Source organism: Nocardia uniformis NBRC 13702, assembly GCF_001613345.1.
Classification (GTDB): Bacteria; Actinomycetota; Actinomycetes; order Mycobacteriales; family Mycobacteriaceae; genus Nocardia; species Nocardia uniformis.
Map to the genome: position 1 here is coordinate 116,332 of NZ_BDCE01000078.1, position 24,724 is coordinate 141,055.

A 24,724-nucleotide genomic window follows, 5' to 3' on the forward strand; every position below is an offset into this window, starting at 1 on the left:
GATGAAGACCCACAAGCAGATTCGCGTATTCCAGGTCGCCACCGGCAATGTCGGCACCGAGATGATCAAACGCATCGGCAACCACCCCGATCTCGAGCTGATCGGCCTGCACTGCTACTCCCCCGACAAGATCGGCCGCGATGCCGGGGAGATCGTGGGCATGGCACCGATCGGCGTGACGGCCACCGGCACCGTCGAGGAGATCATCGCCGCCGCACCCGATGTCGTGACCTTCCACGGCGTCTTCCCCGACGAGGCCCTCTATGAACGGGTCCTCGAAGCGGGTATCGATGTGGTGACCACGGCCGACTGGATTACCGGCTATCACCGCGACCGCAACCACCCGCACCCGTCGGGGAAGAAGGTCACCGAGGTGCTCGAATCGGCGTGTCAGCGTGGCGGTTCCACCTTCTACGGGACCGGAATGAATCCCGGGCTCAACCAGATTCTCGCGGTCGCGCACTCCTGCGATGTCGCCGATATCGAGAATGTCACCGTCATCGAATCCGTCGACGTGTCCTGCCACCATTCGGTCGAAACCTGGAAGGAAGTCGGCTACGGCCGCCCCATCGACGACCCGTCGATTCCCGGCTCGCTGGAGAAATTCACCCGGGTCTTCGCCGATTCGGTGTACATGATGGCCGACTGCTTCGATCTCGAACTCGACGAGGTCACCTTCAGCGCCGAACTCGGCGCCTGTACCAAGGATATCGACCTGGGCTGGTATTTCATGCCCAAGGGCTCGCTCGGCGCGAACTACATCAAATATCAGGGCATGGTCGACGGCGTATCCCGCATCGAAACCCACCTCGAATGGCAGATGACCCCGCACACCGACCCGAAGTGGGATATCAAGGGCTGCTACATCACCCAGATCACCGGCGACCCGAGCATCTACACCAAACACATGATCTTCCCCAAGCCCGGTGTCGACCTGTCGAATCCGGACTCGTTCGCTTCCATCGGCATGACCGTCACCGGGCTACCCGCCCTCAATTCCATCCGTTCGGTCGTCGCCGCCCCGCCGGGCATTCTCACCAGCGCCGACCTACCGCTGCGCGGATTCGCCGGTCGATTCAAGCCGTGACAGCCCGCTGTCGGTCACTGGAGCCGATATGGCGCGTCGCCCACCCGACTTCGTCATTCCGGCGTGCTTTGGCCGGAATCCACGCCTCGTAGTAGCGGATCCGGCCAAACACGTCGGATACCCGGCGAGGACCGACCTCGCGCAGTGAATCGTATAGTGCCGCAGCGGCTCTCGACCGGATATCAGTCGTCGAGCCGCAGCCCGGTGTGGTGGGCGACGAAGGCGAGTAGGCAGATGAGCGCGTGGTCCGATGCCGGACCGCCGCCCGCATGCCCCTTGCCCGCGATCACATCCAGCAGGACGGGCCCGCCACTGTCGCGTTGGAGCGCGGCCGCCATCTTGTAGGAGTGCACCGGGGGAACCCTGGTATCGCTGTCACCGGTGGTGAACAGCGCTGGTGGCCAATCGCACCGCGGCTCCCCCGTCCGCGCGGTGACGTTGTAGTACGGCGAATACCGCAGCAGGACAGGAAGGTCCGCCGGGTCGTCAGCGGAGCCATACTCCTCGCGCCAGGCACGACCGAGGCCCCACCGCTCATAGCGCACCATATCCAGCGGAGCACCCGCGCTCACGACCGCGGCGTAATCCCCGGGCCGCTGCACCATCGCACCGACCGCCATCAATCCGCCATTGCTGCCGCCGAGCAGCGCCAGTTCGCCACGTCCGGTCCAGCCCGTCTCGACCAGCCAGTCCGCTGCCGCGTGCAGATCGGCGAACGCGTTGAGTTTATGGACGCCCGAGCCGTCGCGATGCCAGCGGCGGCCGCGTTCACCGCCGCCGCGCACCCCCGCGATGACCATGACCCCGCCAGCCAACACCCAGGTCAGTCCGTCCGGTTGATAGCCCGGCCGGAAGGTGATGCCGAAACCGCCGTAGCAGCTCAGAATGGTGGGCCGGGGCACCCGAGGTCCGCTCGGGGCGAGCACCGTCACCGGCACCTCGGTGCCGTCGTCGGAGCGGTACGTCGTTCGGGTGACGGTGATTCCGGGCAGCGAACGCGGGGCCGGTTCGGTGGCGGTGACTCGGCCTGAGCGCAGATCCAGTCGCCACACTCCGAGCGGCCGGATCCAGTCGGTGTAGCTCAGGAGCAGCACGCCCGGTTCCTCGGCGGCCTCGAGCGCCGCGACCGTTCCCGCACCGGGCAGTTCGGCGTCGAGCAGCCAGGTCCCGCGCTCCGCGTCGTGAACCGACAGCTCCGCGTACCCGTCGCGGGTGCGCAGGATCAGCAGCCGGTCGCCGTCGCCGGTCGAGGCCAGCGCAAACGCGGCCAGCACCGCGGACTCGTCGGCGTCGACGAGTATCCGCCACGGACCCCAATCGCCGGCCGGCAGCGGATCGGCGACGAGTAGCTGCCCGAATTCGCAGGTGGCGGTGGAGATTGCCAGGATCCGGCCCGCACCGTCGACAGCGACCCCGACCGAAGAGAGCTCACCGAGCTCCAGCGGCCGTGGTGGACCGCCTTCGGCCACATCGACTATGACTACGCGGGTGGTTCGGCTGGTGCCTGATCGGCCGGTGACCACGAGCCAGCGGTCGTGCCAGAAGGTGAGGTGATAGCGGCCGACCGGGTTCTCGTCGCCGATGAGCGGTACGTCGTCGTCGGGCGTGGTCCCCAGCTGGTGCCGGTATACGCCACTGCCGCAACGGTTGTCGTGACGGCGAACGTAGAAGTAGCCGCTGCCGTCGGCCAGCCACTCCACCGGCGAGTACCGGGTCAGCGCACATGTTCGCACCACCGCGCCGGTCGCGGCGTCGACCAGCGCGAGTGGAGTGGCGTCCTCCGACCCGCCCAGGCTCGCCTGGACGGCCACGAACCGACCGTCCGGTGACGGCACCCAGCGCCGCAAAATCGCGCCCGCGCCCAGCGTCGACCCGTCGAGCAACGTCCGCCAGTCGGCCTGCGGCCCGTCCGCGACCTGTAGCTGCCACGGTCCCGCCGGATGCGTTCGGCCGACCCGGAAGCGGCGTTCGCCGCCGGATTTGACCGGCGAGGCGGTCGGTCCCGCAACGACGATGTCGCGCAGTACCTTCCGTAGGCGTTCCCGGCCGGGCAGGGCGTCGAGATAGCGGTCGGTCAGCTGCCGCTGGGCCGTTACCCACACCTGACTGTCCGGATCGTCCGGATCCTCGAGCCGACGGAACGGATCAGGAATCCGCTGGCCGTGCAAGATATCCCACGCATCGGATTCGGGAGCGTGTGGATACTCGGCGGTCATGACACCGCCTTCGCCATCGACCCGGCATCGAGTTCACCGGCCGCCGGAGCACGCCCGACGACGAGGAGGAAGGCGAGGGCCGCGACCAGATCGAAGATGACGAACACCCAGATTCCGGTGCGAGCCCCCAATCGTTCGCCGAGTACGCCGCCGAGCAGCGCGCCGAGCAGACCCGCCGCCATTGTCCCGGTGGACAGCAGTGCGCCGACCCGCGCGAAGTACCCGTCGCCGACGCCCTCCCCTATGACCGTCACCAGCGCGATATTGAGCACCGCGCCGAAGAACATGGGCACCGCCGCACCGAGGCAGGCGGCGAGCAGAACCGTCGCGGTCGGTCCCGTCGCCAAAGGCAGTGCGGCGGTGCCGATCGCACAGCCGAGAACCGCGACCGACAGCACCCGGCGCGGGGGCACCGCCCGCGCGTGCAGGCGCGGCGCGACCAGGGCCCCGGCGGCGGCGGACAATGTCGCCACCACGGCCGGAATCCCGTAGACCGCAACGGGTAACGCGACCTCGTCGAGCAGGAATACCGCCCGCAGCGCAGTGCCGCCACCCGAGGCGGCCCCGCCCGCCAAGAGGTACAGCGCCAAGCCCGCCAGCAGGGCGTGACCGCGCAATGCCCGGATACCGTCGAGGAATTCGCGACCGAAGCCGTGCCGCTGCTGGGTCGGCCGCCGATCGGGTGCGGTGAGTCGGGTGAGGAAGTAGGCGCTGAAGAGGTAGGTGAGCGCATCGCAGGCGAACATCGCCGCCGCACCGACGGTGGCGACCAGTGGGCCCGCGACCGCGGCGCCGACCGATCGCGACACCATGGTCGTGGATTGCAGTCCCGCGCGCGCCCGTCCGAGATCGGTGACGCCGAGTGTGATCAGATGACCGAAATGTAGGCCCTCGATCACCACCCGGGCCAGGCCCAGAACGAAGGTCAGCGCGGCCAGCCCGGCCACGGTCAGCACACCCGCGCTCATCGCCGCCGCACAGCACGCCACCGCCGCCGCCGCGACCAGATCGGCCGCCAGCAGCAATCGACGCGGTCTGCGCACCCGGTCCAGTAGCACCCCGGCCGCCGGACCGAGCAGCAGCGGCGGGATCATCGCACTGGTCACGATGAGCGAAACCTCATGCGGCCCAGCACCCAACCCGACCACCGCGACCACGGAGACCGCGGTGCCGGTGAGGGCGCTGCCGAATGTCGAGGCCGCCTGCGCGATCCGATACCGCCGCAGATCGGCTTTGGGCGAGGCCAGGATCGCTGATCCGTTCATGGCTTCACCCGAAATACGCGTCGTCGCAGTAGACGACGGGACAGCACGCTGATCGAAGCGTCGGCGATCAGGCCATAGTCGGTATCCGTGACCGCGAGTGCGATCGGGTTCTGGATCTCCATGTACTTTCCTGATTTTGATTCTGTACAGATGGATTTCGCCGGGCGCGGGTTTGTCCCCGTGCCCGGCGAGTCGTTTGCCTTACATCACTTCCGCGTCGTCGATGCAGAATTGGACGCTGACGGTGCTGATCGGTGCGTCGTCGCCGAACTCCGGGTCCGACTGCAACTGCAGCTTCAGTACGTTGGTCATGTCATTCACCTCCTCTCGGTTCATGGTTCGGGTTCTGGTTGCCGAGTCAGAGCTCTACCTCGTCGGCGACGCAGTGCTGGATGCTGGTGGTGCTGATCGGTGCGTCGTCGCTGAGTTCCGGGTCGGACTGCAGCTGGAGCCTCAGTACGTTGGTCATGTTGTTCACCTCCCTCCTGTCCTGTGGTTATGTCGTGGTCAGGCGGTCTGTGGGGCCGTCGGCCGTTCGAGTCGCTCGGTTTCGAGGCAGTGGTCGAGAGTGAACAGTGGGTCGGCGACACCAGCGGTGGCGTGTTGCAGGGCCAGCAGGATCCCGGCGGAACCGGTGGCCAGGTCGGCACTGAGTCGCTGCCCGCGGCCGCCGAGCCAGCGGACGCCGGACTCGCTCGCGATCGCGTATTTGAACAGTGCGGCCCCGCGGGCGGGTGCGTCCGGCAAGAGGTTCTGGTCCGGAAAACGGGCGGCGATGTCGGCGTGCACGAGTACCATTCCGGCCTGTCCGCGGAATAGACCTGGGCTCGCGGTGAATCGGATGTCTACGGCGCGAGCGCAAGTGCGCGACAGTTCGGTGAGTTCCGGGTCGGGGCGGCGGCCGAGGTAGCGCGCCAGCACGTGGAGGTAGCCCGCGCTGCCACACGCCAGATACGGCATATTGCGCCGGTCTGTCGCCGAGACCCGAAAGCCGGTGGCAGCGACCGGTAGTGGCTCGGCGTGGACGAGTTCGTCGCGCAGCAGCCGTATCCCGCGCTCGAACGGCTCGTCCGCGCCGGTGAACTCCGACAGGTAGTACAGCGCCAGCGCGATGCCGGGCCGACCGTGCTCCAGACCGGACGGATTGTCCGGCCCGAGTACAGGGGTGAGCGCATCGCCGTCGGGTAGCGCGTCGAGTAGCCGCTGGGCCTCGTCGAGATGGTCAGGGTCGCCGGTGCGGTGGAAGAACGACAGGTGAGTCAGAGCGACACCCGCCGCACCGCCGCCCCATCCGGCTGCCTCGGTCACGAGCCGGTGGCCGCTGGCCTCGGCGAGTAGGGTCGCCGCCGCGTCGCGCTCGCCGAGATCATCGAGGACCCAGGCGATTCCAGCATTGCCGAACAGCAGCCCCGGTCCGGTCGTATGTCGGTCACGCAGGGCGTCGGCGCGCAATCGCTCGACCACCTGTGGATCGACCTCGCGACCGGCGGCGCGCAGCGCGTGCAGCACACCTGCGGTGCCGTAGGCCACGCACCGAGTATTGGTCTGAAATCCCTGCGGTGCCGTCGGATACACCCAGCGCGGATTGGTGAGATCGACCATGCGTTCCAGCGCGTCGGCGGTGCGGTCGCGCAACCATCGCACCGCGTCATCGGGTGCGGAGCGCACCTGGGCGGGTGTGAGCAGACGGGCCGACTCCGATGCGGGCCGCGACCGCAGCACGGCCGCCCACAACTCCTGCGGTGGTGGGCACAGTTCGGCCAGATCCGCGTACAGGTGGTCGAGGGTTTCCGGACTGCGCCGGGCGGTCTCGTGCATGGGGAAGACCAGCAGCTGCGCGATCGCGTTCAGCGCGTAGGCGTCGACGTGCAGTGGATCGATTTTCGCCCGGTCGCGGGGCGACCGCGATTCCGGTGGTTCGAAACCGGGTGTGCCGAGCAGGCCGAGGGGGTGGTCGGCGGGCTGTGTGGCTTCGAAGTCGATGAGCCGCACCGTGTCCTCGTCATCGACGAGGATATTGGCGGGCGAGAGGTCGACGAAGGCGTAGCCGAGTTCGTGCAGGGTGGCCAGCCGGGCGGCGAGCTGATCGAGAATGTGTGTGCACCGCCGGTAGTAGTCGGCGAACACCGTCGGATCCTCTCCGGAGTGGATCACCGGTGATGTCGCGACCATCCATTTGACGAGGGTGCGGCCGGGCACGAATTCGGTGACGAGGAAGGTGTGCTCCCATTCGGTGAACAGCTCGACCGGTTCCGGGGCCAGGGTGGGTGCCGCGGCGTGCAGGGCGCGCAGTGTCAAGTACTCGCGCTCGAGGCGTTCGCGTGCGTCCTGGTCACCGGCGTATCCGTTGTGTGCACGAGCCTCTTTCACGAATACGGCGGTGCCGTCGGCGCGGCGGGCCCGGTACGCGCCGCCCGCGTTGCTGGTCTGCAGCACGGACTCGAAGGCGTAGCCGTGGAAGCTCACCTCATCGTCACCCTCGGCCTCCGGAATCGGGCCGAACGGATCGGAAATGCCTGCGGGCAGCAGGAATTCGGGGCGGCGCTCGTCGAGAACCTCGGTACCGTCGAGGCCCAGCATGGTCGGAACCCGGGTGCCGTCGGGCAGCAGGCGGTGCCGGGCGCGGAACGCGCCGTAGCGGTAGGACACACACCGCGACGTTCCGAATCGCCGGTCGGTGAGCACGTATGGCCCTGCGACACCGGCCAATTCGCGTTCCAGCCGTTCGAGTAGCGCATACGCGAGTTGCGGCGTCGGCGGGTAGAGGGCGCAGAACTTGCCGCTCTGCACGCGGCTGCCATGCTTGCCGTGCATCCAGAGGAAGTACTGCTTACCGGTGAGATGTTTGAACGCGACGCCGAGTTCGACGCACGCGGCGCTCACCACATCGAGTACCTGCTGTGCGGAACCGAGCGCACTCGACACATGCACCTTCCAACCCTGTGCGGGCAGTTCGGTGTGCGGCGGCGTCCACTGGGTCCAGACCTCGAACTCGTGGCGGGTCCAGCCGGCCGGTGGCCGGGTCGGGTTGTACCGTCGGCCCGGATCGGTGCGATCGAAGGGCTCGTAGTAGTCGGGGTGGGCGAACGTGAACGCCGTGTCGTGAAGCATTGCGGTTCAGCTCTTCTCGGATTCGGCCTATTCGCCGGGGGAATCGAATGACTAAAGAATGGCTGGACAGCGCACTCGCGCGAATCGGTCGACTGTGGTGTTCCGCGCCTACCGTGGCGCGATGAGAACTCTCATCGCCCTGCTGTAGCACCGCGATTCGTGCGATACTGCGGCCCATGACCAGTCGGACCTCGGTGGTGGTGCACGCGGTCGGTGAGAGCGGGGCCACCGGGGAATTCCTCGGCGCGGCAACGTTGCTCGAACCGGAGTTCGCCCTGGTTCATCGGCCGTTGAACCAGGCATTGGCGAACGGGCCGCGGCGGCTGCGGGTCGGTATCTTCGCGGCCGAGCACGACATCGGCGAGGTCATCGATGTGGCCCGGATCAGGGTGGTACCCGACGCCCCGGATCTGGTGCTGCTCGAGCTCGCGGTGGCTTCGATGGCTCCCGCACACGGCGTCCCGGTCGCACTACTCGACGATCCGCTGGGTGTGCAGCCGTTCCTGGAACCGACCAACGCCGACATAGTCGCTGCCGTGCGCGTGGTGTTCGACCAGACCCCGCGGCCGCCCGATATCCCTGCGGCGGAGGCCATCGACGAGGTGGGGTTTGTGCCCGGCCTGGGCGGTTTTCCCGTGGAGGATCCGCTCAGATGGCTCTCCCGCCTCTTCGGCGGCGGGTGAACCCGTCCGCCGATTCCTCGGCGCGGAACGCTGTTTCAGCGGATGGAGCGGGAAGAACACCCGACCGGGCGACGCGGTCGAAGGATGTAGCGCTCGTACCCCGTACTTCGGGGCGAAGGTAGCGCATTCATGGGAAACTGCTGGTCATGAGGCGGCAGGTGGCGGCGGGCCGACGGGTTCGCGGCGACCCGCGCGCACGGGCCGCCGTGTCGGTGCGCGCAGGAACCACGGCGGGGCCCGAACCCTCGAGCGTGGACGCCGCAGGACGGGCGGCCGATCGGGTACAGCGACCTGTCGTGCGTGATCGGATCGCGGACGCGGCGCTGGTAATCGTCACCGGTGCGGTGGATTTGGCCTTCTGGAGTGGAGACCGGGACCTGATCGGCGGCGGCGTGCTGCCGCTGTGGGTGGTTCCGGCCGCTGCGGCCGCCCTGTGCGCGGTGTTACTGCTGCGGCACCGGTTCCCGCTGGGGGTGTGGGTGCTGGCCTGGCTCTACACCAGCGTGAATCTGTTTGTCCCGGAATACTATCCATTCGCCTATCTGCTGGTGGCGTCCTATGCGGTGGCGACCCGGGTACCCGGACCCACCGCCCGGCTGGTCCTGATCGCGGCCGCCCTGCCGCTGGGCCTGTTCGGCTACCGGACCGCGCAGTCCGCCGCACCCGAAGCCCAGCTGCGTGACTTCGCCACCGCCGCGGCCTCGTGGGCGATAATCCTGTCCATCGCCTGGGGCCTGGGCAGGCTGGCGCACGCACGCGAACAGCATGCGCGCGCCGAACGGGAACGACTCGCGGCGGAGGCCGAGAAGGCGCTCGCCGCACAGCGATTGCGGCTCGCCCACGAATTGCACGACAGTGTCAGCGGCGCGGTCGCCGGGATGATCCTGCACGCGGGTGCCGCCCGGGCCGTCTGCGGCGGAGCCGATCCTCGTGTGCGGCAGGCGCTCGAGGTCATCGAACAGGCCGGTGCCCAGGCCATGACCGAATTGCACTCCATGCTCGGACTGCTGCGTTCGACTGTTCCGGCCGACCCGCCCGCGGCCCGTTTCGCCGATATCGAACGGCTGCTCGAATCCGCGCGTAACGCGGGCCTGGATATCCGCGTCGACCGGACCGGTACCGCGCGGCCACTGTCCCCCGCCGCGGACCTCGCGGCCTATCGGATCGTTCAGGAGTCACTGACCAATGTCATCAAACACGCGGGGCGGGGCGCGGCGGTCACACTCGTCATCGACTGGACCGATCGCGCGCTCGACCTGACCGTCCGCAGCCGCGGCGGCCAGCCGACACCGGCACCCGCGACACTGTCGTCCGGCATGGGACTGCGCGGCCTGCGCGAACGTCTGGACGTCCTGGGCGGTGAGCTGACCGGCGGCCCGGACAACGACGGCTGGCGCGTTCATGCCACCGTGCCCGCCGCCACCACCGCACCGATGGAGTTGTCGTGACGATCACCGTGCTCATAGCCGAGGACGAGGCGCTTGTGCGCGCGGGCTGCGTCCTACTCCTCGGCACGGCTCCCGATATCGAAGTGGTCGCCGACGTCGGCAATGGCGCCACCGCCATCGAGGCCGCCAAAACCCTCGCACCCCAGGTGGTCTTGATGGACCTTCGGATGCCGATCATGGATGGCGTGGCAGCCACCAGGGCGATTACCGCCACGCCTGATCCGCCAGCCGTTCTGGTACTCACCACCTTCCACGAGGACACCGCCGTCCAACAGGCACTCGCCGCGGGTGCGAGCGGCTTCCTCCTCAAGCAGGCCGCCCCCGCCGACCTCGTGCAGGCCATTCGCTGCTGCGCCGCGGGCGATGGCTGGCTCGACCCCGCTATCGTCGGCAATGTCCTCACCGCCCTACGCCGCACCGGACCGCACGCCGTCGCCGCACCGGTGGCACTGGCTACCCTGACACCCAGGGAACGAGAAGTGCTGGTACTCATGGCGCGTGGCCTTTCCAACGCCGAGATCAGTGCCGAACTGTTCATCAGCGAAGCGACCACTCGCACCCATGTCGCCCACGTGATCGCGAAAACCGGTTCCCGCGACCGAACCCAGGCCGTTGTCCTGGCGTATCAGAGCGGACTGATGACCTGACGCGAGGGCGGGCACAGTCCACCGAGTCGAACGGTCATCAGCCCCGCTTCGGTGGACCCGGTCATCGCACGGGCATCAGAGGTGGTACCGTGGTTTGCAAGCTTCTCGAATGCCTGTCGAGTACCAGACAGGAAGTATATGTAACCGTCGGTTACATATAAAGTCCCCGACCGAGGTCGGGGACTTTCGCTTTTCCGGGGAAGATCGACTGCGCTCGAGCCTCCGGCTCGGACACAATCGCGGTATGCGGTTCATCGATCGTGCGTGGGATCTCGGGTATGCGGCGGGCTGGCGGCTGGTGCGCGCGCTGCCGCAGCGATCGGCGGTGTGGTTGTTCGATACCGTGGCTGACCGCGCCGCCAGGAATGGCGGACCGGAACAGTTGCGGCGCAATCTGGCTCGGGTGATCGGCGTGCCCGCGACGGAGGTGCCCGACGAGTTGGTACGCGCCAGTCTGCGCTCGTACGCGCGCTACTGGCGCGAGGCGTTTCGGCTGCCGGGGATGGATCCGGTGGCGCTGGCACACGAGATCGAGGAGTCGGCCACGGGCATCGAACATGTCCACGCCGGCATGCGCGCCGGGCGGGGCGTGATTCTGGCATTGCCGCACAGCGGGAACTGGGATCTGGCGGGTGTGTGGGTGGTGCAACGGATCGGGCCGCCGACCGTGGTGGCCGAACGACTGCGCCCCGAATCGCTGTATCGGCGCTTCGTGCGGTTCCGTGAGGGGCTGGGATTCGAACTCATTCCGCTGTCGGGCGGTGCGACCCCGCCGTTCGCGCTGCTCGTCGACCGGCTGCGCGCGGGACGCCTGATCGGTCTGCTCGGTGAGCGCGATCTATCCGGGAACGGCGTGCCGGTCACCTTCTTCGGCGAACAGACCCAGATGCCCGCCGGTCCCGCACGCCTCGCCATCGAGACGGGCGCCCCGCTGCTTCCCGTCCACTGCTGGTTCACTCCCGACGGCTGGGGCTTCTCGATCGACCCACCCGTCGACACCTCCGGCGGCGTGGAGCGGGCCACCCAGGCTCTCGCGGACCGCTTCGCCGCGAATATCGCCGCGCACCCCGCCGACTGGCACATGCTCCAACCCTTGTGGACCGCGGACCTTTCCGAGGATCGACTAGCGCTCATGGAAGCTCGCCGGACGGGCCGCGAGGTGCGCGAAACAACCGATTGACCCTTACCCCTGGCCCTGGACACCGACCGTCTGACGGAGATGACCCGGTATCGCCACCCCGGCCGCGGTCATGGGTGAGCCGCTGGTCGACCGGCTGACCGGTGATTCCCGCTGAGCGGGAGCGAATCCGTGTTCACGGCAGGCCATTCGGTGGCAGCATGACGCCACCCGCACCACCGCACCACGGAGGCATCATGCTGTCCCTACAGGAAATCTCGGACCGGCTGGAAATCCAGGACCTCATGGTCCGGTACTCGTATGCGGTAGACAGCCGGCAATGGGATCAGCTCGATGAGATCTTCACCGCCGACGCGTATATCGACTACACGGCCATGGGCGGGCCCGCGGGCGATCTGGCGGCGACGAAGAAATTCCTCTCCGATGTGATGCCGAACTTCCTGGCCTTCCAACACCTGGTCAGCAATTCGTCCATCAGTGTGGACGGCGATACCGCGACCGCCCGGACCATGTGCCACAACCCGATGGTGGTCCCCGGCGGCGAGGGTAAGGATCAGCTCATGCTGTGTGGTCTCTGGTATCTCGATACCTTCCGACGCGACGACGGCCGCTGGTGGATCCAGCGGCGCGTCGAGGAGAAGAGCTATATGTTCGTGGCGGCGCCGAGCTAACGGCCGGTGGACAGCAACTGGTCGAAGAAGGCACGATAACCGCGCAAGGCCTGGCGCAGATCCTCGGTATCGGCGGAACCACCTTCCGACCAACGGCTTTCGAGATCATGCTTGCGGTGGGCGTAGACCTCGGTGAGCTGTCGAATGGCTCCGTCGACCAGTTCGTCGGCGCGGGTCACCGCATCCTGGGGACTGTCGACGAACAGGCCCTGGACCTCACGCCACTGAATACGGAAACGTTCGATGTCGGCGTCGGCGATCAGTGCTCCTGCGGTGGCCTCGGTGCGAGGCGGTTCCTGGGTGCGGGGGCCGGTCGAATCGCGGCCGGGGGCAACTGAATCACCCACGGTGGCTGCGGGGTTCGCGGTGGTCTCGTCGACCACGCCGTGTCGTTCGGTGCGCTGGGTTTCGCGGACCGCGCGATCGTCGGTGCGATTGCCCGCGGGTGTGTCGACTCCGGCCACCGGTGTGTCGACGCTGGACCGCGGCTGATCGGTGGCGGTGTGTGCTTCGTTCCCGGTGCGCGTTCCGAGGCGTTCGTCGTCGGCGGCCGATTGCGTGGTCGCTTCGCGGGCGTTGGAATCATCAGCGGGCACTGCGTTCTTCTTGTTGCGATCGGATCCGAGTCTCATGGCTACCTCAATCCTTGCGGGTGGAATGGCTGTTGTGGGTGGAATGGTGTCCCGCGCCCACCAGAAGGTCCTGGAACAGTTCGCGGTAGTGCACTATGGCGGTGCGCATATCCTCGGTGGAGGCGCTGCCGCCCGCGGCGCGGTCGGCGATGTCGTGAGCGGTGCGGTAATGGCCCACCGGCTCAGCGTGTTCCACGGACAGGTCGGCAACCTGCTGCTGGTAGTTCTGGGTCGGGTAACCGCGGTCGGACATGATGGCGAGCACCAGCCGGTCGGCCGCACCGAGCGCCTGCGGCGGGTCATCGATGAACTGTTCCTGTACGCGCGCCCATTCCATCTCGTAGCGCTGCCTCTCCTGATCCGACAGATCCCGCAGCTGTAATTCCTGGTGCCTGCGTTCACGTTCGGCGAGTTCGCGTTCCGCGCTCCGGCGGTCGTCGGACTCCTGCACGGTCCGGTCGTATTCCGGCCCGAACTTCCTGCGTAGTCTGCGGCTGCGCCACATCGGTCGCAGCGCGAGCGCCGCCACAATCAGTACAGCCAGCACTATCAGCACGATCACAATGGTCAAGACTTCACCCGACACCTGAACCTCCTCGTCGAGCCGGTCATATTGGTCAGGTAATGCCTCGTCGGGCGGCAGCCAAACACCGGTGGTCAAGGGGCCGCGCGGAGTACTGCCGATTCAGTCGCTCGCGCCCGGACCCGCCGCGTACCGTGAGGCGATGAGTACGCAGACTTTCGGTGCGAGAATCCGTGCGGCGGTGGGTAATCCACGCCGACCCGGTCCGGTCACCGCGCCCCGCGACGACGCTGTCACGGCGGCGCTGTCCGCATGGCTGGTCGGTGGACTCATCCTGGATGCCTGGGCGCATTCGAATGTGCCCGAGCTGGAATCCTTCTTCACCCCGTGGCACGGCGTCTTCTACACCGGCTTTCTCGCCACCTCGTGCTGGGTGCTGTATCTGGTGTGGCGCAATCTCCGGGCGGGGGTGCGCGAATCCGCCGTGGTCCCGAACGGCTACCGTGCCGCCTTCGTGGCCATCCCGGTCTTCGCGATCTCGGGTCTGGCGGACTGGTCCTGGCATTCGGTGTTCGGTATCGAGGATTCCATCGATATTCTCTTCAGCCCAAGCCATCTCGGCCTGGTTGCTGCCATGCTGATCATTGTCACCGCACCCGTGCGTTCGGCTCTGGCCCGGGGCGACCTACCGCCGACGCTGCGCAATCTGTGGCCCGCCCTGCTGGCCTGCGGTATGGCCGCGGCGCTGGTGCTGCTGTTCCTCCAGTACGGCAACGCCCTGGACTTCCGCGCCGAGGCGATCGTGTACTCGTTCTCTCTCGACCAAGGCCCGCACGTACACCGGCTCGCCGCCGCCATGGTCATCAGCAATCTCATCCTGCTGACTCCGCTGCTCTACGCGGCTCGGCAGTGGCGCTTACCTTTCGGCGCGGCCCTGCTGGTGATGCTGCCGTCGATCGTTCTCTCGGGTGCGCAGATGGCGGGCGAAAACCTCAGTATCCTCATCGCTTTCGTGTGCGCCGCGCTGGGCGTGGACGTACTGGCGCAATGGCTTCGCCCGACCGCGGTCCGCCGTGGCGCGTACCAACTGTTCGCTCTGTTAGCGGCGCTGTTCACCTGGTCGCTCTATATCGGCGTCGCCTCCAGTTCGGTGGGCCGACTGCCGGAGGTCGTGGAATTGTGGACCGGCGCACCGGTGGTGGCGGCGCTGCTGGCCTGGTTGGTGAGCGCGCTCCTGCTGCCTACCCGTGTCGTAGGGCAGGTGGCGGGGCAGCCGGTGGCGGCCGACAGTCATCCGGCCCAGCGATAGCACCACGCCGAATCATTCAGATTCCACCACGAGACAAACTTCGAATCTTCCTCGACGACTTCCCATTCTGCGGCCAATGCCGCGAAGAACGCCGCATCCCCCGTCTTCCCGCCGCGCGGCTCCCCGACATAGATCACCCGGTCACCCCCGGCTCGCCGATACGCCGCCAAGGACTGCGAGGCCATCGGGTTGTCCCACCCCGGCGGCCAGCACAGGAACAGCACGCTCGCTGCCCAGTGCTCCGGGCTCAGATCGCCGAGCTCATCGAGGTCCCCCACCCGATGCCATGTCGTTCGCTGTCCCGCCCCCTCCGGAAACCAAATATTCTGCCGCCCGTCCGGAGGCTCCCGGTCGAATGCGATGACCTCCACTCCGCGCTCCGCGAGCTGATGCGCCCAATATCCGCGCCCCGCACCGATTTCGAGCACCCGACGTCCCGCACACCCGTCCGCGATCCATGCCACGGTCTCCGGTGCGGGCACCGCATAGGAGTACGCCGCCTGCAAGACGGTCTGCGCGAACGCCAATCGAGCGCTCCCGCCGCCGACACCCACCACCCGCCGCCCATCGGACCGTGCGCCCACCGCCGGAGCCACGATGTCCCAGTAGGGGTCCGCACTCTCCCCGCCGGTCATGAAGTGCAGCAGCCGCAGATCGAACGCCTGCTCCCCCGCCGCATCCCCACTGCCCGGCAGCCGCGCTGCGGTATCGAGATAGTCCGCCACCGCCGGATACGCGGCCCGAAACTCCTGTTCGTCGCCCAATAATCCAGACAACGCATTACGCCGCTCGGGCGACAGCCGAAATTCGGTCACCGCCCGATTGTCGCCGCCACAACCCGGACCACATCACGAACCACGCTATTCGGACCCATCTGTTCTCGACGGATAGGCGGCTTCACGGACCGACCCGGCGAACCAATCCAGCGACTGCCCGTGCGGCCCCGCATAGGCCACCGGTTCACCGTCCATGGTGAGGACGAAGTCGGCGCGACTAGCGGTGACGGCCTTGGGCAGTCGCCCCACCACGGATTCGACGACCCCGACGGCCTCGTTGGAGATCCAATGGCACGGCAGCGCGTGAACCCGCTGCTCGAAGATGGTGCGCGCCGCCCGGTCGAGGTAACCCAGGACGGCGCTACCGAATACGACGACCGAGGTGTCGGCGGGCGCGGCACGGACCAGGTCGGGCACCGCGTCGACCAGATTCCCGCGACTGAGGTGAGGTGGATCGGTACGAGCTATATCGACGACTGATCGGAGCCGTTGGAGACGGTGGGTCTGTTCGGGCCAGACCAGGGATTCGAGCCAGCGGATGTCCTCAGGATCATTGATATCGAGGGGGTTCACGTCCACGCCCGCCCGGTGGACCACGGTGGGAAGCCGTTGCGGCAGGGGCGGATTACCGGCGGTGACGCATGGCAGGACGACCGGTGAAGCCCCATCGTCCGGGTCGATCGACACCGCGCCGTCGTATCGGTAGCTGAAGCGATCGGGATACAGGCACAACCCGGCCGACGCGCCGATCTCGATCAACGACAGCGGCCCCGGCAGTGCGGCCAGTAGCGGGAGCAGTACGGCGGTCCGACCCGCTTCGTTGGTCTGTGTGGCGCGCGAACCCGCGACGGCGGCGACACCGTCCCAGTGCCTGAGCAGCCACCGCTTGAACTCCGCGAATTCCGAGGGCTCAACACCTAGATGACGAGCCGCGCCGAGCACCAGGTTCGGCTGTCGCTTCGCGCGCGGCAGCTCATCGATCAGCGCGAGAAGTTCTGCGTCCCCGGCGATTCCACGGCACCACTGCTCATAGCAGGGCGAGTGACCACGTGCTTCGAACTCGGCGAATCTCGCATAGCGGTCTGCCGTGTCCAAGGCAACCTCCAACGACTGTTCCTCATGCCGCGCCGAACGGGACGGCTACTGTCCGGCCAGCAGTTCGAGGACGGGGGCGAACTTCTCCAGATTCGGTTCCAGCACAGTGATATAGGAGAATCCGTACTGCTCTCGGCGCTCGCGCAGCGTCTCCGCCATTTGCGTCGGGGTGCCGACCAGGAGTGTCGGAATATCCTCGATCACCGCGTCGCTGCCGGACTGCAGGTGTGGGGCCAGCGCCGCGGCGAGCTCGCTTCTTTGCTCGGGGGCGGCGAGTTGCTGGATCAGGAGGTTGAATTCAACCGATCGGTTGCCGAGTAGGCCACGTACGTAATCGGTCTTCTGTGCCACCCCTGCCGCGTCGGCCAGGATCGGCCTCCCGCCGCCGGTGAAGGCAACGACGTCGGCCTGCTCGGCGGCGAGGCGCAACACTCGATCACCCCATCCCGCGATGAGCAGCGGTGGGCCGCCGGGCTGGGCGGGTTGGGGCTGATACTCGGGGTCGGCGAACAGCTTCCGCAATGTCGTAACAGTTTCCTCGAGGTGGTCGACCCGCTTTCCAGCACTCGGGAAAGGCATCCCCGCCGCCTCGAATTCGGCCCCCACGTACCCGGCCCCGAGCCCCAATTCGACCCGCCCGTCGGTGAGCGAGTCCAGTCCGGCGATGTCGCGAGCGAGGAGCACCGGATTGTAGAACGGCGTATTCAGAACGAAGGTGTTGAGCCGGACTCGTTCGGTCACTTCACCGGCCAGCATGAGCGCCGGGAAGGGCGCGGACAGCCCCAGATGATCCGGCACCGCGACCACGTCGTACCCGAGCTCCTCGGCTCGGCGGCATTTGGTGACCCATGCGGTCCTGGAACCCGGCGCGGTCAAATTCACGCCGAAGCGGAATGGCTTGGTCATAGTTTTCTGTCTACCAGTCGCTTTCGCGACAATCCCGTCAGAGCGAACCGACCGCGTTCGAAACGGATCTGACATCTAGTGCCTTCACTGCATCGAAGCAGTGCCACGGCCCACCCTCGAGGACCATGATGGGGTGCTCACAAGCCGAACCGATGACTTGGAGTCTGCGCATGACACAGGTGCACACTCTCACAGAGCAGCGGACCGAACTGGAGAAGGTTTGGGCGCGGTTGGCGACCGTACCCGGCGCCCCGATCGGGCGAAATACCCTGCTGCGCAATGAGGTGGCCCAGTCCTGGCGGCGGGCGCGCGGCACGGTCGATCTGTCCCGTGCGGTCGCCCCGGCCACCGACCGCGAGGATCTCGGTTCCCGCTGGTCGCGTTCCCCGCTGCGAGAACCCGTGCTGGCCATGGCGGGACAGCTACGCAGTATCGCCGACGATGCCGGGTTCATCACCGGGATCACCGATGCGGACGGTGTACTGCTGTGGTCGTCGGGATCGCGTTCGGTGCGATTGCGCGCCGAACAGGTGAACTTCGCGCCGGGCGGACAGTGGGACGAATACGGAATGGGCACCAATGCGGTGGCGCTGGCCCTGCACACCGGGCGCCCCAGCACCGTGTTCTCGGCGGAACATCTGATCGAGGCGCTGCACTCCTGGGTCTGCTACTGCGCGCCCATTCACGGCCCGGACGGGCGGCAGGTCGGCCTCCTGGACCTGTCGTCGTATTGGGACCGCGCCAACCCCCTGGCCATGTCCACGGTGCGAGCGTTGGTGGACGCCATCGAATCTCGCCTCCGCGCCGACGCCCCGCGCACCGGCCCGGCCATTCGACTGGAATGCCTGGGCACGACCCGGCTCTTGCGCGCGGGCAGCGCCGTCCCCGTACGGCCGCGGCAGATGGAGATCCTCACCCTGCTCGCCCTGGAACCCGAGGGCTTCACCCCCGAACGCCTGCGCGACGCCGTCTACGGTGACCGCCCGATATCACCCTCCACGCTGAAAGCCGATGTCTCACACCTGCGTCGCGCCACCGACGGCGGTATCGCCGACCGGCGCTATATGCTGACCCGCCCCATCGCCTGCGACGCCGTGGATCTGCTCGCCGCTATCGAGGCGGGTGATACAACCGCCGCGCTGCGCCTCTACCGCGGCCCCCTGCTACCCGATTCGGACACCCCCGGCATCGTGCAGTGGCGGGAGTACATCGACGTCGTCCTGCGCACCGCGGTGCTGTCGGGCAGACATCCCGAACATGCCTTCGTCTACGGCCGACATCGGCCCGACGATATCGAGATCCACGAGCACGCACTGCGATTGCTGCCACCCGGCGATCCCCGCCGCGCGCTGGTCACAGCACGTCTACACAGCACGCTGACCAGCTAGCGGCCGCACCAACCCTGCGCCAACCTCACCGGTCCATAGTGAGCCCGAACAATCCGGAGAAAACGCGAGGAGACCCCGCGCCATGATCTACGCCAAACCCGGCAACGACGGCAGCATAGTCACCTTCGCCCGCCGCTACGACAACTTCATCGGCGGCGAGTGGAAGGCCCCCATCGAGGGCCGTTATTTCGAGAATCCGTCCCCCGTGGACGGTGAAGTGTTCTGTGAGGTGGCACGTTCCACCGCCCCCGATATCGATATGGCACTGGAGGCCGCGCATCGAGCCGCCGATGCGTGGGGTGCCACGTCGGTCACCGAACGCGCCAATATTCTCAATAGGATCGCCGACCGGATCGAGACCAACCTCGAAATGCTGGCGGTCGCCGAGACCTGGGAGAACGGTAAACCGGTCCGCGAAACCCTCGCCGCCGATCTGCCCCTGGCCGTGGACCACTTCCGCTATTTCGCGGGAGCCGCTCGGGCACAGGAGGGTTCGATCTCCGAAATCGACGGCGACACCATCGCCTACCACTTCCAGGAGCCCCTCGGTGTGATCGGACAGATCATTCCGTGGAACTTCCCTATCCTCATGGCGACCTGGAAGTTGGCTCCGGCGCTGGCCGCGGGCAACTGTGTCGTCATCAAGCCCGCCGAGCAGACGCCGGTATCGCTGCTGCTGGTGATCGAGTTGATCGCCGACCTGCTGCCGCCGGGAGTTGTCAATGTGGTCAACGGTTTCGGGGTCGAAGCCGGTAAACCCCTGGCGTCCAGCCCACGCGTGGCCAAGGTGGCGTTCACCGGTGAGACCACCACCGGCCGCCTGATCATGCAGTACGCCAGCGAGAACATCATTCCGGTCACCCTGGAGCTGGGTGGTAAGAGCCCCAATATCTTCCTGTCCGACGTCACCGCCGCCGATGACGACTACCTGGACAAGGCGATCGAGGGCTTCGTCATGTTCGCGCTCAACCAGGGCGAGGTGTGCACCTGCCCGTCGCGCGCGCTGGTGCACTCGTCCATCTACGACGAGTTCATGGCGCGCTGTGTGGAGCGCACCAGGGCCATCAAGGGCGGAAATCCCTTGGACGACACGGTGATGATCGGCGCACAGGCCAGCAACGACCAGTACGAGAAGATCCTGTCCTATATCGATATCGGTCGGCAGGAGGGCGCAAAGGTGCTCACCGGCGGCGACGTTCGCAAGGTCGAGGGCCTGCCGAACGGCTTCTACGTCGAGCCGACCATCTTCGAGGGCCGCAACGATATGCGCATCTTCCAGGAGGAGATCTTCGGACCCGTTGTCTCGGTGACGACGTTCGACTCCGAGGCCGAGGCCATCACCATCGCCAATGACACGCTGTACGGCCTCGGCGCGGGCGTATGGACGCGCGACGGCAACTCCGCCTACCGAATGGGTCGCGCCATCAAGGCAGGCCGGGTGTGGACCAACTGCTACCACGCCTACCCCGCGCACGCCGCGTTCGGCGGGTACAAGAAGTCCGGTATCGGCCGCGAGAACCACAAGATGATGCTGGATCACTACCAGCAGACCAAGAACCTGCTGGTGAGCTACTCCCCGAAGAAGCTCGGATTCTTCTGATGCGAGCGGGTTCGGTGTCCCGAGTAGAGATCACCGAGGCGGCGGCCGACATACTGCAAGGTCTGATCGCCCGGAACGGTCCGGTCATGTTCCATCAATCCGGTGGCTGCTGCGATGGCAGCTCGCCGATGTGCTACCCGCTGGGCGAGTTTCGGGTGGGCGCGGCCGATGTCCTTCTCGGCCGCGTCTTCCCGGACACCCCGTTCTGGATGAGCGCCGACCAGTTCGAATACTGGCGGCACACCCATCTGACGGTGGACGTGGTGCCCGGCCGCGGTAGCGGTTTTTCCCTGGAAGCCCCCGAGGGGGTCCGATTCATCATTCGGTCGAGATTGTTCACCGACGCCGAGACGCAGGTTCTGGAGGCGGCCCCTAAACCGCGGCGTGGCGCGGATCTGACCGGATGAGAGGGTGGCGCGGCCGGTTTCTCCGGGCCGGCCGCGTTACCTGTCACCTGCTATTTGCGGCCGGAGCCGAGCCAGGCGGTCGTCGAGAGCGCCTGGCCCGGACGGTAATTCGCGTTCAGATAGTCGATCATCAGCTGTTCGCGCCGCTTCCAGGTGTCCGCATCGCAGTTGCGGCGCATCAGGTGGACCTGCGCGCTGCCGCGAGAGTATCTGTCCCAGAGCGCTTCGGCGCTGTCGTAGGCTTTGGAGACGGTGTGGGGTTGCACCGTCACCTCGTGGAATCCGGCGGCCCGCAGCTCACTGACAAATACCTCGGGGTTCTCCAGGCTGAGCAGATTCGCCTGCGGCTGGGGAATATCCGGATTCGCCGCCCGGAACGCACCGAACATGAGCGTCATGAACTCCGATTCCGAAATCGGAGCCCAGCTCGACACCACCGCGCCGCCGCCCGGCTTCAATACCCGGAACAGTTCCGAGAACCCGGCCGCGCGATCGGGAAAGAACATGAGCCCGAACATCGAGAAGGCGGTATCGAACTCGTTGTCGGGGAACGGCAGCCGCTGTCCGTCGCCGACCTGCGCCTCGACATTGCCGAGCCCGGCGTCTCGGACGTGTCCGCGCAGCCGCTCGATCATCGACGGCGAGAAGTCGACGGCATCCACCCGCGCTACCCGCGCGGCGGCGGGCAGTGTCAGTGTTCCGGGTCCGGCCGCGACATCCAGCACCCGCGCGTCGGATTTCGGTTCGGCGGAGTCGAGCGCGATCTGCGCGAACGGCAACATCATCTCGGCTGTGAGATCGTCGTATCCCTCGGCGACGACGTCCCAAGGATCAGGCGCGGCAAGCGGATTGGTCATGAGTATCCTTTCGACCGCCCCAGCCTACGGTGGGTCGTCGCGCGGTACGGGCGGGAATGGGCCGGTCGCCGACCGCGTGATTCCGACCCGCCGGGTGTCCGTATGGCGACGCCGTCACCACCGTGAATGGTGGTGACGGCGTTGTGGGCAGGTGGTGTCAGCGGCCCGGGAGGAACCGGATCGCCCGCGCCACACCCATCAGGAACGGCTGCCACTTGTCCTGCGGAACGAACGGCGGCGGATCGAGATTCAGGAACCGGGTCACGACCACGGTCTGGGGTTCGGTGAACTTCAGCAACCCGTCGGGGCCATGACGGCGGCCGACACCCGAGATGCCCATGCCGCCCATCGGCGCACCGGTGCTACCCCAGGCAGGAGCGTAACCCTCATCGACACAGACGGTTCCGGCGTGCAGGCGCTCGGCGATCCGCTCGCCCGCGGCCTTGGTATCGGCCCAGACGCTGGCGTTCAGGCCGTACTCGGTGTCATTGGCGAGGCTGATGGCTTCCTCGACCGTATCGACCGGGTAGATGGACACCAGGGGGCCGAAGGTTTCGTTGCGGCCGCACTCCATGGCATCGGTGACCTCGGCGAGGACGGTGGGTTCGAAGAAGAGCGGTCCGAGGTCCGGGCGGGCATTGCCGCCCGCGAGGACCTTCGCGCCCTTGGAGGTGGCGTCGGCGACATGCTTCTGCACCGTCTCCAGCTGGGCGGGCGAGATGAGGCTGCCGATATCCTGCGAATAGTCGTAGGCGGCACCGAGTTTGGCGTTCTTGACCGCCGCCACGAACTTCTCGGTGAATTCGGGGGCGATGGCGCGGTCGACGTAGATGCGCTCGATGGAGATGCACAGCTGTCCGGCATTCGAGAAACACGCGCGCACAGCCGCTTTGGCGGCCTTGTCCAGATGTGCGCCCCGGGTGACGATCATCGGGTTCTTGCCGCCGAGTTCGGCGGAGAAGCCGATCAACCGGCGACCGCACTGGGCGGCGAGGGTGCGTCCGGTCTCCGAGGAACCGGTGAACATGAGGTAGTCACAGCTGTCCACAATGGCGGTGCCGACCACGGTGCCTGGTCCCGTCACCACTGCGAACAGGTCGCGCGGCAGTCCGGCGCGGTACATGAGCTCGGCATTGGCCAGCGACGAGTACGGCGTCTGAGAGTCGGGTTTCACCACGACCGCGTTCCCGGCCAGCAAGGCGGGAATCGAGTCGCCGACCGACAGCAGCATCGGGTAGTTCCACGGTGCGATCACGCCGACGACACCCTTGGGCTGGGTGCGCACCTGCGTGCGATTGAGGATCGGGAATGCACCCGGCACGCTGTGCGGGGCAAGGGTTTCCGGTGCGATACGGGAGAAGTACCGGGCCGCGAAGATCAGCCCCATAATCTCTTCCTGAGCCGCCCACCGCGCCTTACCGGTCTCGGCCTGCACGATATCCATCAGGTACTCGCGGTTCTCCACGATGAGCGCCCGGTATCGCTCGAATACCTCGGCCCGCTCCTTCGGCGTCCGCACCGCCCATTCGACCTGCGCGGCCCGGGCTTTCGCCACCGCGGTGGCGACATCGGCGGCGGTGCCGACCGGAACCGAGCCCAGCGGCGTACCGGTGAACACCTCGGTTATCGACCGGGTCTCATGCTCTCCGATATTGTCCACCGCCGCGAACGTCCGCAAACGTTCGAATACTGCGGCTTCGGGCACGGGCATCGTCGCCTCCTACTTACGGGTAACTCCTCGGTACACCTAAGTTAGCGCATTTCCTGACGTCACGGGCTCGGCTGCTTCTCATGAGGCGATGGATTCCAGTTTTGTTCCAACTTTGGCGGGTTCGAGATCCTCGAGCGCCTCCGCGTTATACACCGCTGGATGGGTGTACCCGTCAAGGTCGATGTAGAACCGAACGGCTCCGGTCGGAATTCGGCGCTAAGGTGCGGTTTTCACGCGGCGTGGCCGGGCCGGTGCGACAACCGCGCCAATGCCTCGTCCACTGCGCGGATCGCGATCTCGCGTGCCTGCTCCAGTGACACCATTTCCGGCTCGTCGCTGTAGGCGTTCTTCAGGTCCTTCTCGGCCAGCCACCTGAAGTAGGCGCTCTTGCTCATGCCGAGTCCCGCAGCGCGGACCTCGACCCGCGAGTCCAGCTCCTGGGGCAGTTTCACCGACCGCGCCTTCATGCGGTCTTCGGCGGTGGTCTCGGCGTCGGGAACCGCTGGCGCAGGTGCGTTGCCGCGCTGGGGACGTGCCACGATCTGCGCCATCTCCTCGGGAGTGACGTCATCGGTGTGGGTGGTGTGATCAATCATTGCGGGCCTCCCACTGGGTCAGTTCGGCGGTCTCGGTGGCGGTCAACGGACGGACGTCGATGATGTAGAAATCCGGCGGGGGCAATACGTCCAGTCACCTGAACGGGCTGCCCTTCGTCGGTACGCATCCACAACTGGTACACCAGCCATCCGGTGTCGGGGTCATGGGCGGGCTCGCCCCAAGCCTGCCGCTGTCCGGCCAGCCATCGGCGCATCAGCTCCATGACCTGCTCCGGCGTGAGATCGAATCCGACGTTTGCCATCATCTGGGCAAGTGCGAAGTACAATCTGATAGCCACAGGTCGAGACTACTCTTAAGCTCTATGAGACTACCATCGTAGCTCGGTGTCCGGTATGCCCGAGGCTGCTGGCCCCTGCGACGGCGGGGACCCCCACCGCGCGGGCCCTTCAACGTAGGTTGAGCCCCGGGCGCGCCACCGCGCTGGTGTAGCGCGGTCAAGTCACCGCGTGCCAGGCCGCGCCGGGATCGCCCCGCTGGAGGCTATCGAGGCGATGGAGTAGTTCGCGCTCCGCGCGCTGGTCGCCACGGCGAGCTCGACGGATGCTCAATTCGCTCGGGTCGGGCGGGCCCGATGATCCGTAGGAAGCCATCGCACCTGCTCAGGCGTCTGACATCGAGGTAGGCACATGATGAGCG

22 protein-coding genes are annotated in these 24,724 nt (G+C 66.8%); 10 read left to right on the forward strand and 12 right to left on the reverse strand.

What is annotated here, in order from left to right; all coding sequences use genetic code 11:
• Position 1 precedes the first annotated feature (1 nt).
• Entirely contained in the window at positions 2-1,087 is a 1,086-nt protein-coding gene (locus tag NU1_RS30620; RefSeq protein WP_067526932.1) for an NAD(P)H-dependent amine dehydrogenase family protein, read from the forward strand.
• 182 nt (positions 1,088-1,269) lie between these two features.
• On the opposite strand, the gene NU1_RS30625 is transcribed toward NU1_RS30620, so the two are convergent.
• The 4 genes from NU1_RS30625 to lanKC form a co-directional block, all read right to left on the reverse strand.
• The gene (locus NU1_RS30625; protein WP_067526933.1) at positions 1,270-3,303 is read right to left on the reverse strand and encodes a prolyl oligopeptidase family serine peptidase; all 2,034 of its coding nucleotides are present in this window, start codon (positions 3,301-3,303) and stop codon (positions 1,270-1,272) included.
• The gene (locus NU1_RS30630) at positions 3,300-4,568 is read right to left on the reverse strand and encodes an MFS transporter (protein ID WP_067526934.1); all 1,269 of its coding nucleotides are present in this window, start codon (positions 4,566-4,568) and stop codon (positions 3,300-3,302) included. Before NU1_RS30630 ends, NU1_RS30625 begins: the two co-directional genes overlap by 4 nt.
• On the reverse strand, positions 4,565-4,690 hold the full coding sequence (locus NU1_RS43885; protein WP_281221280.1) for a hypothetical protein: 126 nt from the start codon (positions 4,688-4,690) through the stop codon (positions 4,565-4,567). Before NU1_RS43885 ends, NU1_RS30630 begins: the two co-directional genes overlap by 4 nt.
• A gap of 385 nt (positions 4,691-5,075) precedes the next feature.
• Positions 5,076-7,679 (reverse strand): class III lanthionine synthetase LanKC, encoded by a 2,604-nt coding sequence (gene lanKC / locus NU1_RS30635; protein WP_067526935.1) that lies wholly within the window; start codon positions 7,677-7,679, stop codon positions 5,076-5,078.
• Between the two features lie 176 nt (positions 7,680-7,855).
• On the opposite strand from lanKC, the gene NU1_RS30640 reads away from it, so the two are divergent.
• From NU1_RS30640 to NU1_RS30660, 5 genes are all read left to right on the forward strand, one after another.
• Positions 7,856-8,362, forward strand: a complete 507-nt coding sequence (locus tag NU1_RS30640) for a hypothetical protein (RefSeq protein WP_067526936.1) — start codon at positions 7,856-7,858, stop codon at positions 8,360-8,362.
• 146 nt (positions 8,363-8,508) lie between these two features.
• Positions 8,509-9,810, forward strand: coding sequence for a sensor histidine kinase (locus tag NU1_RS30645; RefSeq protein ID WP_084521948.1), 1,302 nt, complete (start codon positions 8,509-8,511; stop codon positions 9,808-9,810).
• Positions 9,807-10,457 carry a response regulator gene (locus tag NU1_RS30650; RefSeq protein WP_067526937.1) on the forward strand — a complete coding sequence of 217 codons (651 nt, stop codon included), beginning with the start codon at positions 9,807-9,809 and terminating at the stop codon, positions 10,455-10,457. Before NU1_RS30645 ends, NU1_RS30650 begins: the two co-directional genes overlap by 4 nt.
• A 244-nt stretch (positions 10,458-10,701) precedes the next feature.
• Positions 10,702-11,637: a phosphatidylinositol mannoside acyltransferase gene (locus tag NU1_RS30655; protein ID WP_067526938.1), complete on the forward strand. Its 936-nt coding sequence runs from the start codon at positions 10,702-10,704 to the stop codon at positions 11,635-11,637.
• A gap of 194 nt (positions 11,638-11,831) precedes the next feature.
• Positions 11,832-12,266, forward strand: a complete 435-nt coding sequence (locus NU1_RS30660) for a nuclear transport factor 2 family protein (protein WP_067526974.1) — start codon at positions 11,832-11,834, stop codon at positions 12,264-12,266.
• On the opposite strand, the gene NU1_RS30665 is transcribed toward NU1_RS30660, so the two are convergent.
• The gene (locus tag NU1_RS30665) at positions 12,263-12,898 is read right to left on the reverse strand and encodes a hypothetical protein (protein ID WP_067526939.1); all 636 of its coding nucleotides are present in this window, start codon (positions 12,896-12,898) and stop codon (positions 12,263-12,265) included. The genes NU1_RS30660 and NU1_RS30665 overlap by 4 nt on opposite strands.
• Before the next feature lie 7 nt (positions 12,899-12,905).
• Positions 12,906-13,559: a hypothetical protein gene (locus NU1_RS30670; protein ID WP_245720388.1), complete on the reverse strand. Its 654-nt coding sequence runs from the start codon at positions 13,557-13,559 to the stop codon at positions 12,906-12,908.
• A 64-nt stretch (positions 13,560-13,623) separates the two neighbouring features.
• Between NU1_RS30670 and NU1_RS30675 the strand changes: the two genes are divergently transcribed.
• Positions 13,624-14,730: a hypothetical protein gene (locus NU1_RS30675; protein WP_157553260.1), complete on the forward strand. Its 1,107-nt coding sequence runs from the start codon at positions 13,624-13,626 to the stop codon at positions 14,728-14,730.
• On the opposite strand, the gene NU1_RS30680 is transcribed toward NU1_RS30675, so the two are convergent.
• From NU1_RS30680 to NU1_RS30690, 3 genes are read right to left on the reverse strand one after another with little or no spacing between them, the layout of a single operon-like run.
• The gene (locus tag NU1_RS30680; protein ID WP_067526941.1) at positions 14,712-15,545 is read right to left on the reverse strand and encodes a class I SAM-dependent methyltransferase; all 834 of its coding nucleotides are present in this window, start codon (positions 15,543-15,545) and stop codon (positions 14,712-14,714) included. The genes NU1_RS30675 and NU1_RS30680 overlap by 19 nt on opposite strands.
• Before the next feature lie 45 nt (positions 15,546-15,590).
• Positions 15,591-16,601, reverse strand: coding sequence for a DUF2332 domain-containing protein (locus NU1_RS30685; RefSeq protein ID WP_067526942.1), 1,011 nt, complete (start codon positions 16,599-16,601; stop codon positions 15,591-15,593).
• 45 nt (positions 16,602-16,646) lie between these two features.
• Positions 16,647-17,507: a TIGR03621 family F420-dependent LLM class oxidoreductase gene (locus NU1_RS30690; RefSeq protein ID WP_067526943.1), complete on the reverse strand. Its 861-nt coding sequence runs from the start codon at positions 17,505-17,507 to the stop codon at positions 16,647-16,649.
• Positions 17,508-17,677: 170 nt separating this feature from the next.
• On the opposite strand from NU1_RS30690, the gene NU1_RS30695 reads away from it, so the two are divergent.
• The 3 genes from NU1_RS30695 to NU1_RS30705 all read left to right on the forward strand — a co-directional run bounded on the left by NU1_RS30695 (position 17,678) and on the right by NU1_RS30705 (position 20,902).
• The gene (locus tag NU1_RS30695; protein ID WP_067526944.1) at positions 17,678-18,895 is read left to right on the forward strand and encodes a transcriptional regulator; all 1,218 of its coding nucleotides are present in this window, start codon (positions 17,678-17,680) and stop codon (positions 18,893-18,895) included.
• Positions 18,896-18,977: 82 nt separating this feature from the next.
• Positions 18,978-20,495: an acetaldehyde dehydrogenase ExaC gene (gene exaC, locus NU1_RS30700; protein WP_067526945.1), complete on the forward strand. Its 1,518-nt coding sequence runs from the start codon at positions 18,978-18,980 to the stop codon at positions 20,493-20,495.
• Positions 20,495-20,902 (forward strand): DUF779 domain-containing protein, encoded by a 408-nt coding sequence (locus NU1_RS30705; RefSeq protein WP_067526946.1) that lies wholly within the window; start codon positions 20,495-20,497, stop codon positions 20,900-20,902. Before exaC ends, NU1_RS30705 begins: the two co-directional genes overlap by 1 nt.
• A 50-nt stretch (positions 20,903-20,952) precedes the next feature.
• Here NU1_RS30705 and NU1_RS30710 read toward each other — a convergent pair whose 3' ends face one another.
• The 3 genes from NU1_RS30710 to NU1_RS30720 form a co-directional block, all read right to left on the reverse strand.
• Positions 20,953-21,759 (reverse strand): class I SAM-dependent methyltransferase, encoded by an 807-nt coding sequence (locus NU1_RS30710; RefSeq protein ID WP_067526947.1) that lies wholly within the window; start codon positions 21,757-21,759, stop codon positions 20,953-20,955.
• 157 nt (positions 21,760-21,916) lie between these two features.
• A complete protein-coding gene (locus NU1_RS30715; protein ID WP_067526948.1) occupies positions 21,917-23,470 on the reverse strand; it encodes a succinic semialdehyde dehydrogenase in 1,554 nt (517 codons plus the stop codon).
• Positions 23,471-23,700: 230 nt separating this feature from the next.
• On the reverse strand, positions 23,701-24,066 hold the full coding sequence (locus NU1_RS30720; protein WP_067526949.1) for a YlcI/YnfO family protein: 366 nt from the start codon (positions 24,064-24,066) through the stop codon (positions 23,701-23,703).
• Positions 24,067-24,724 lie beyond the last annotated feature (658 nt).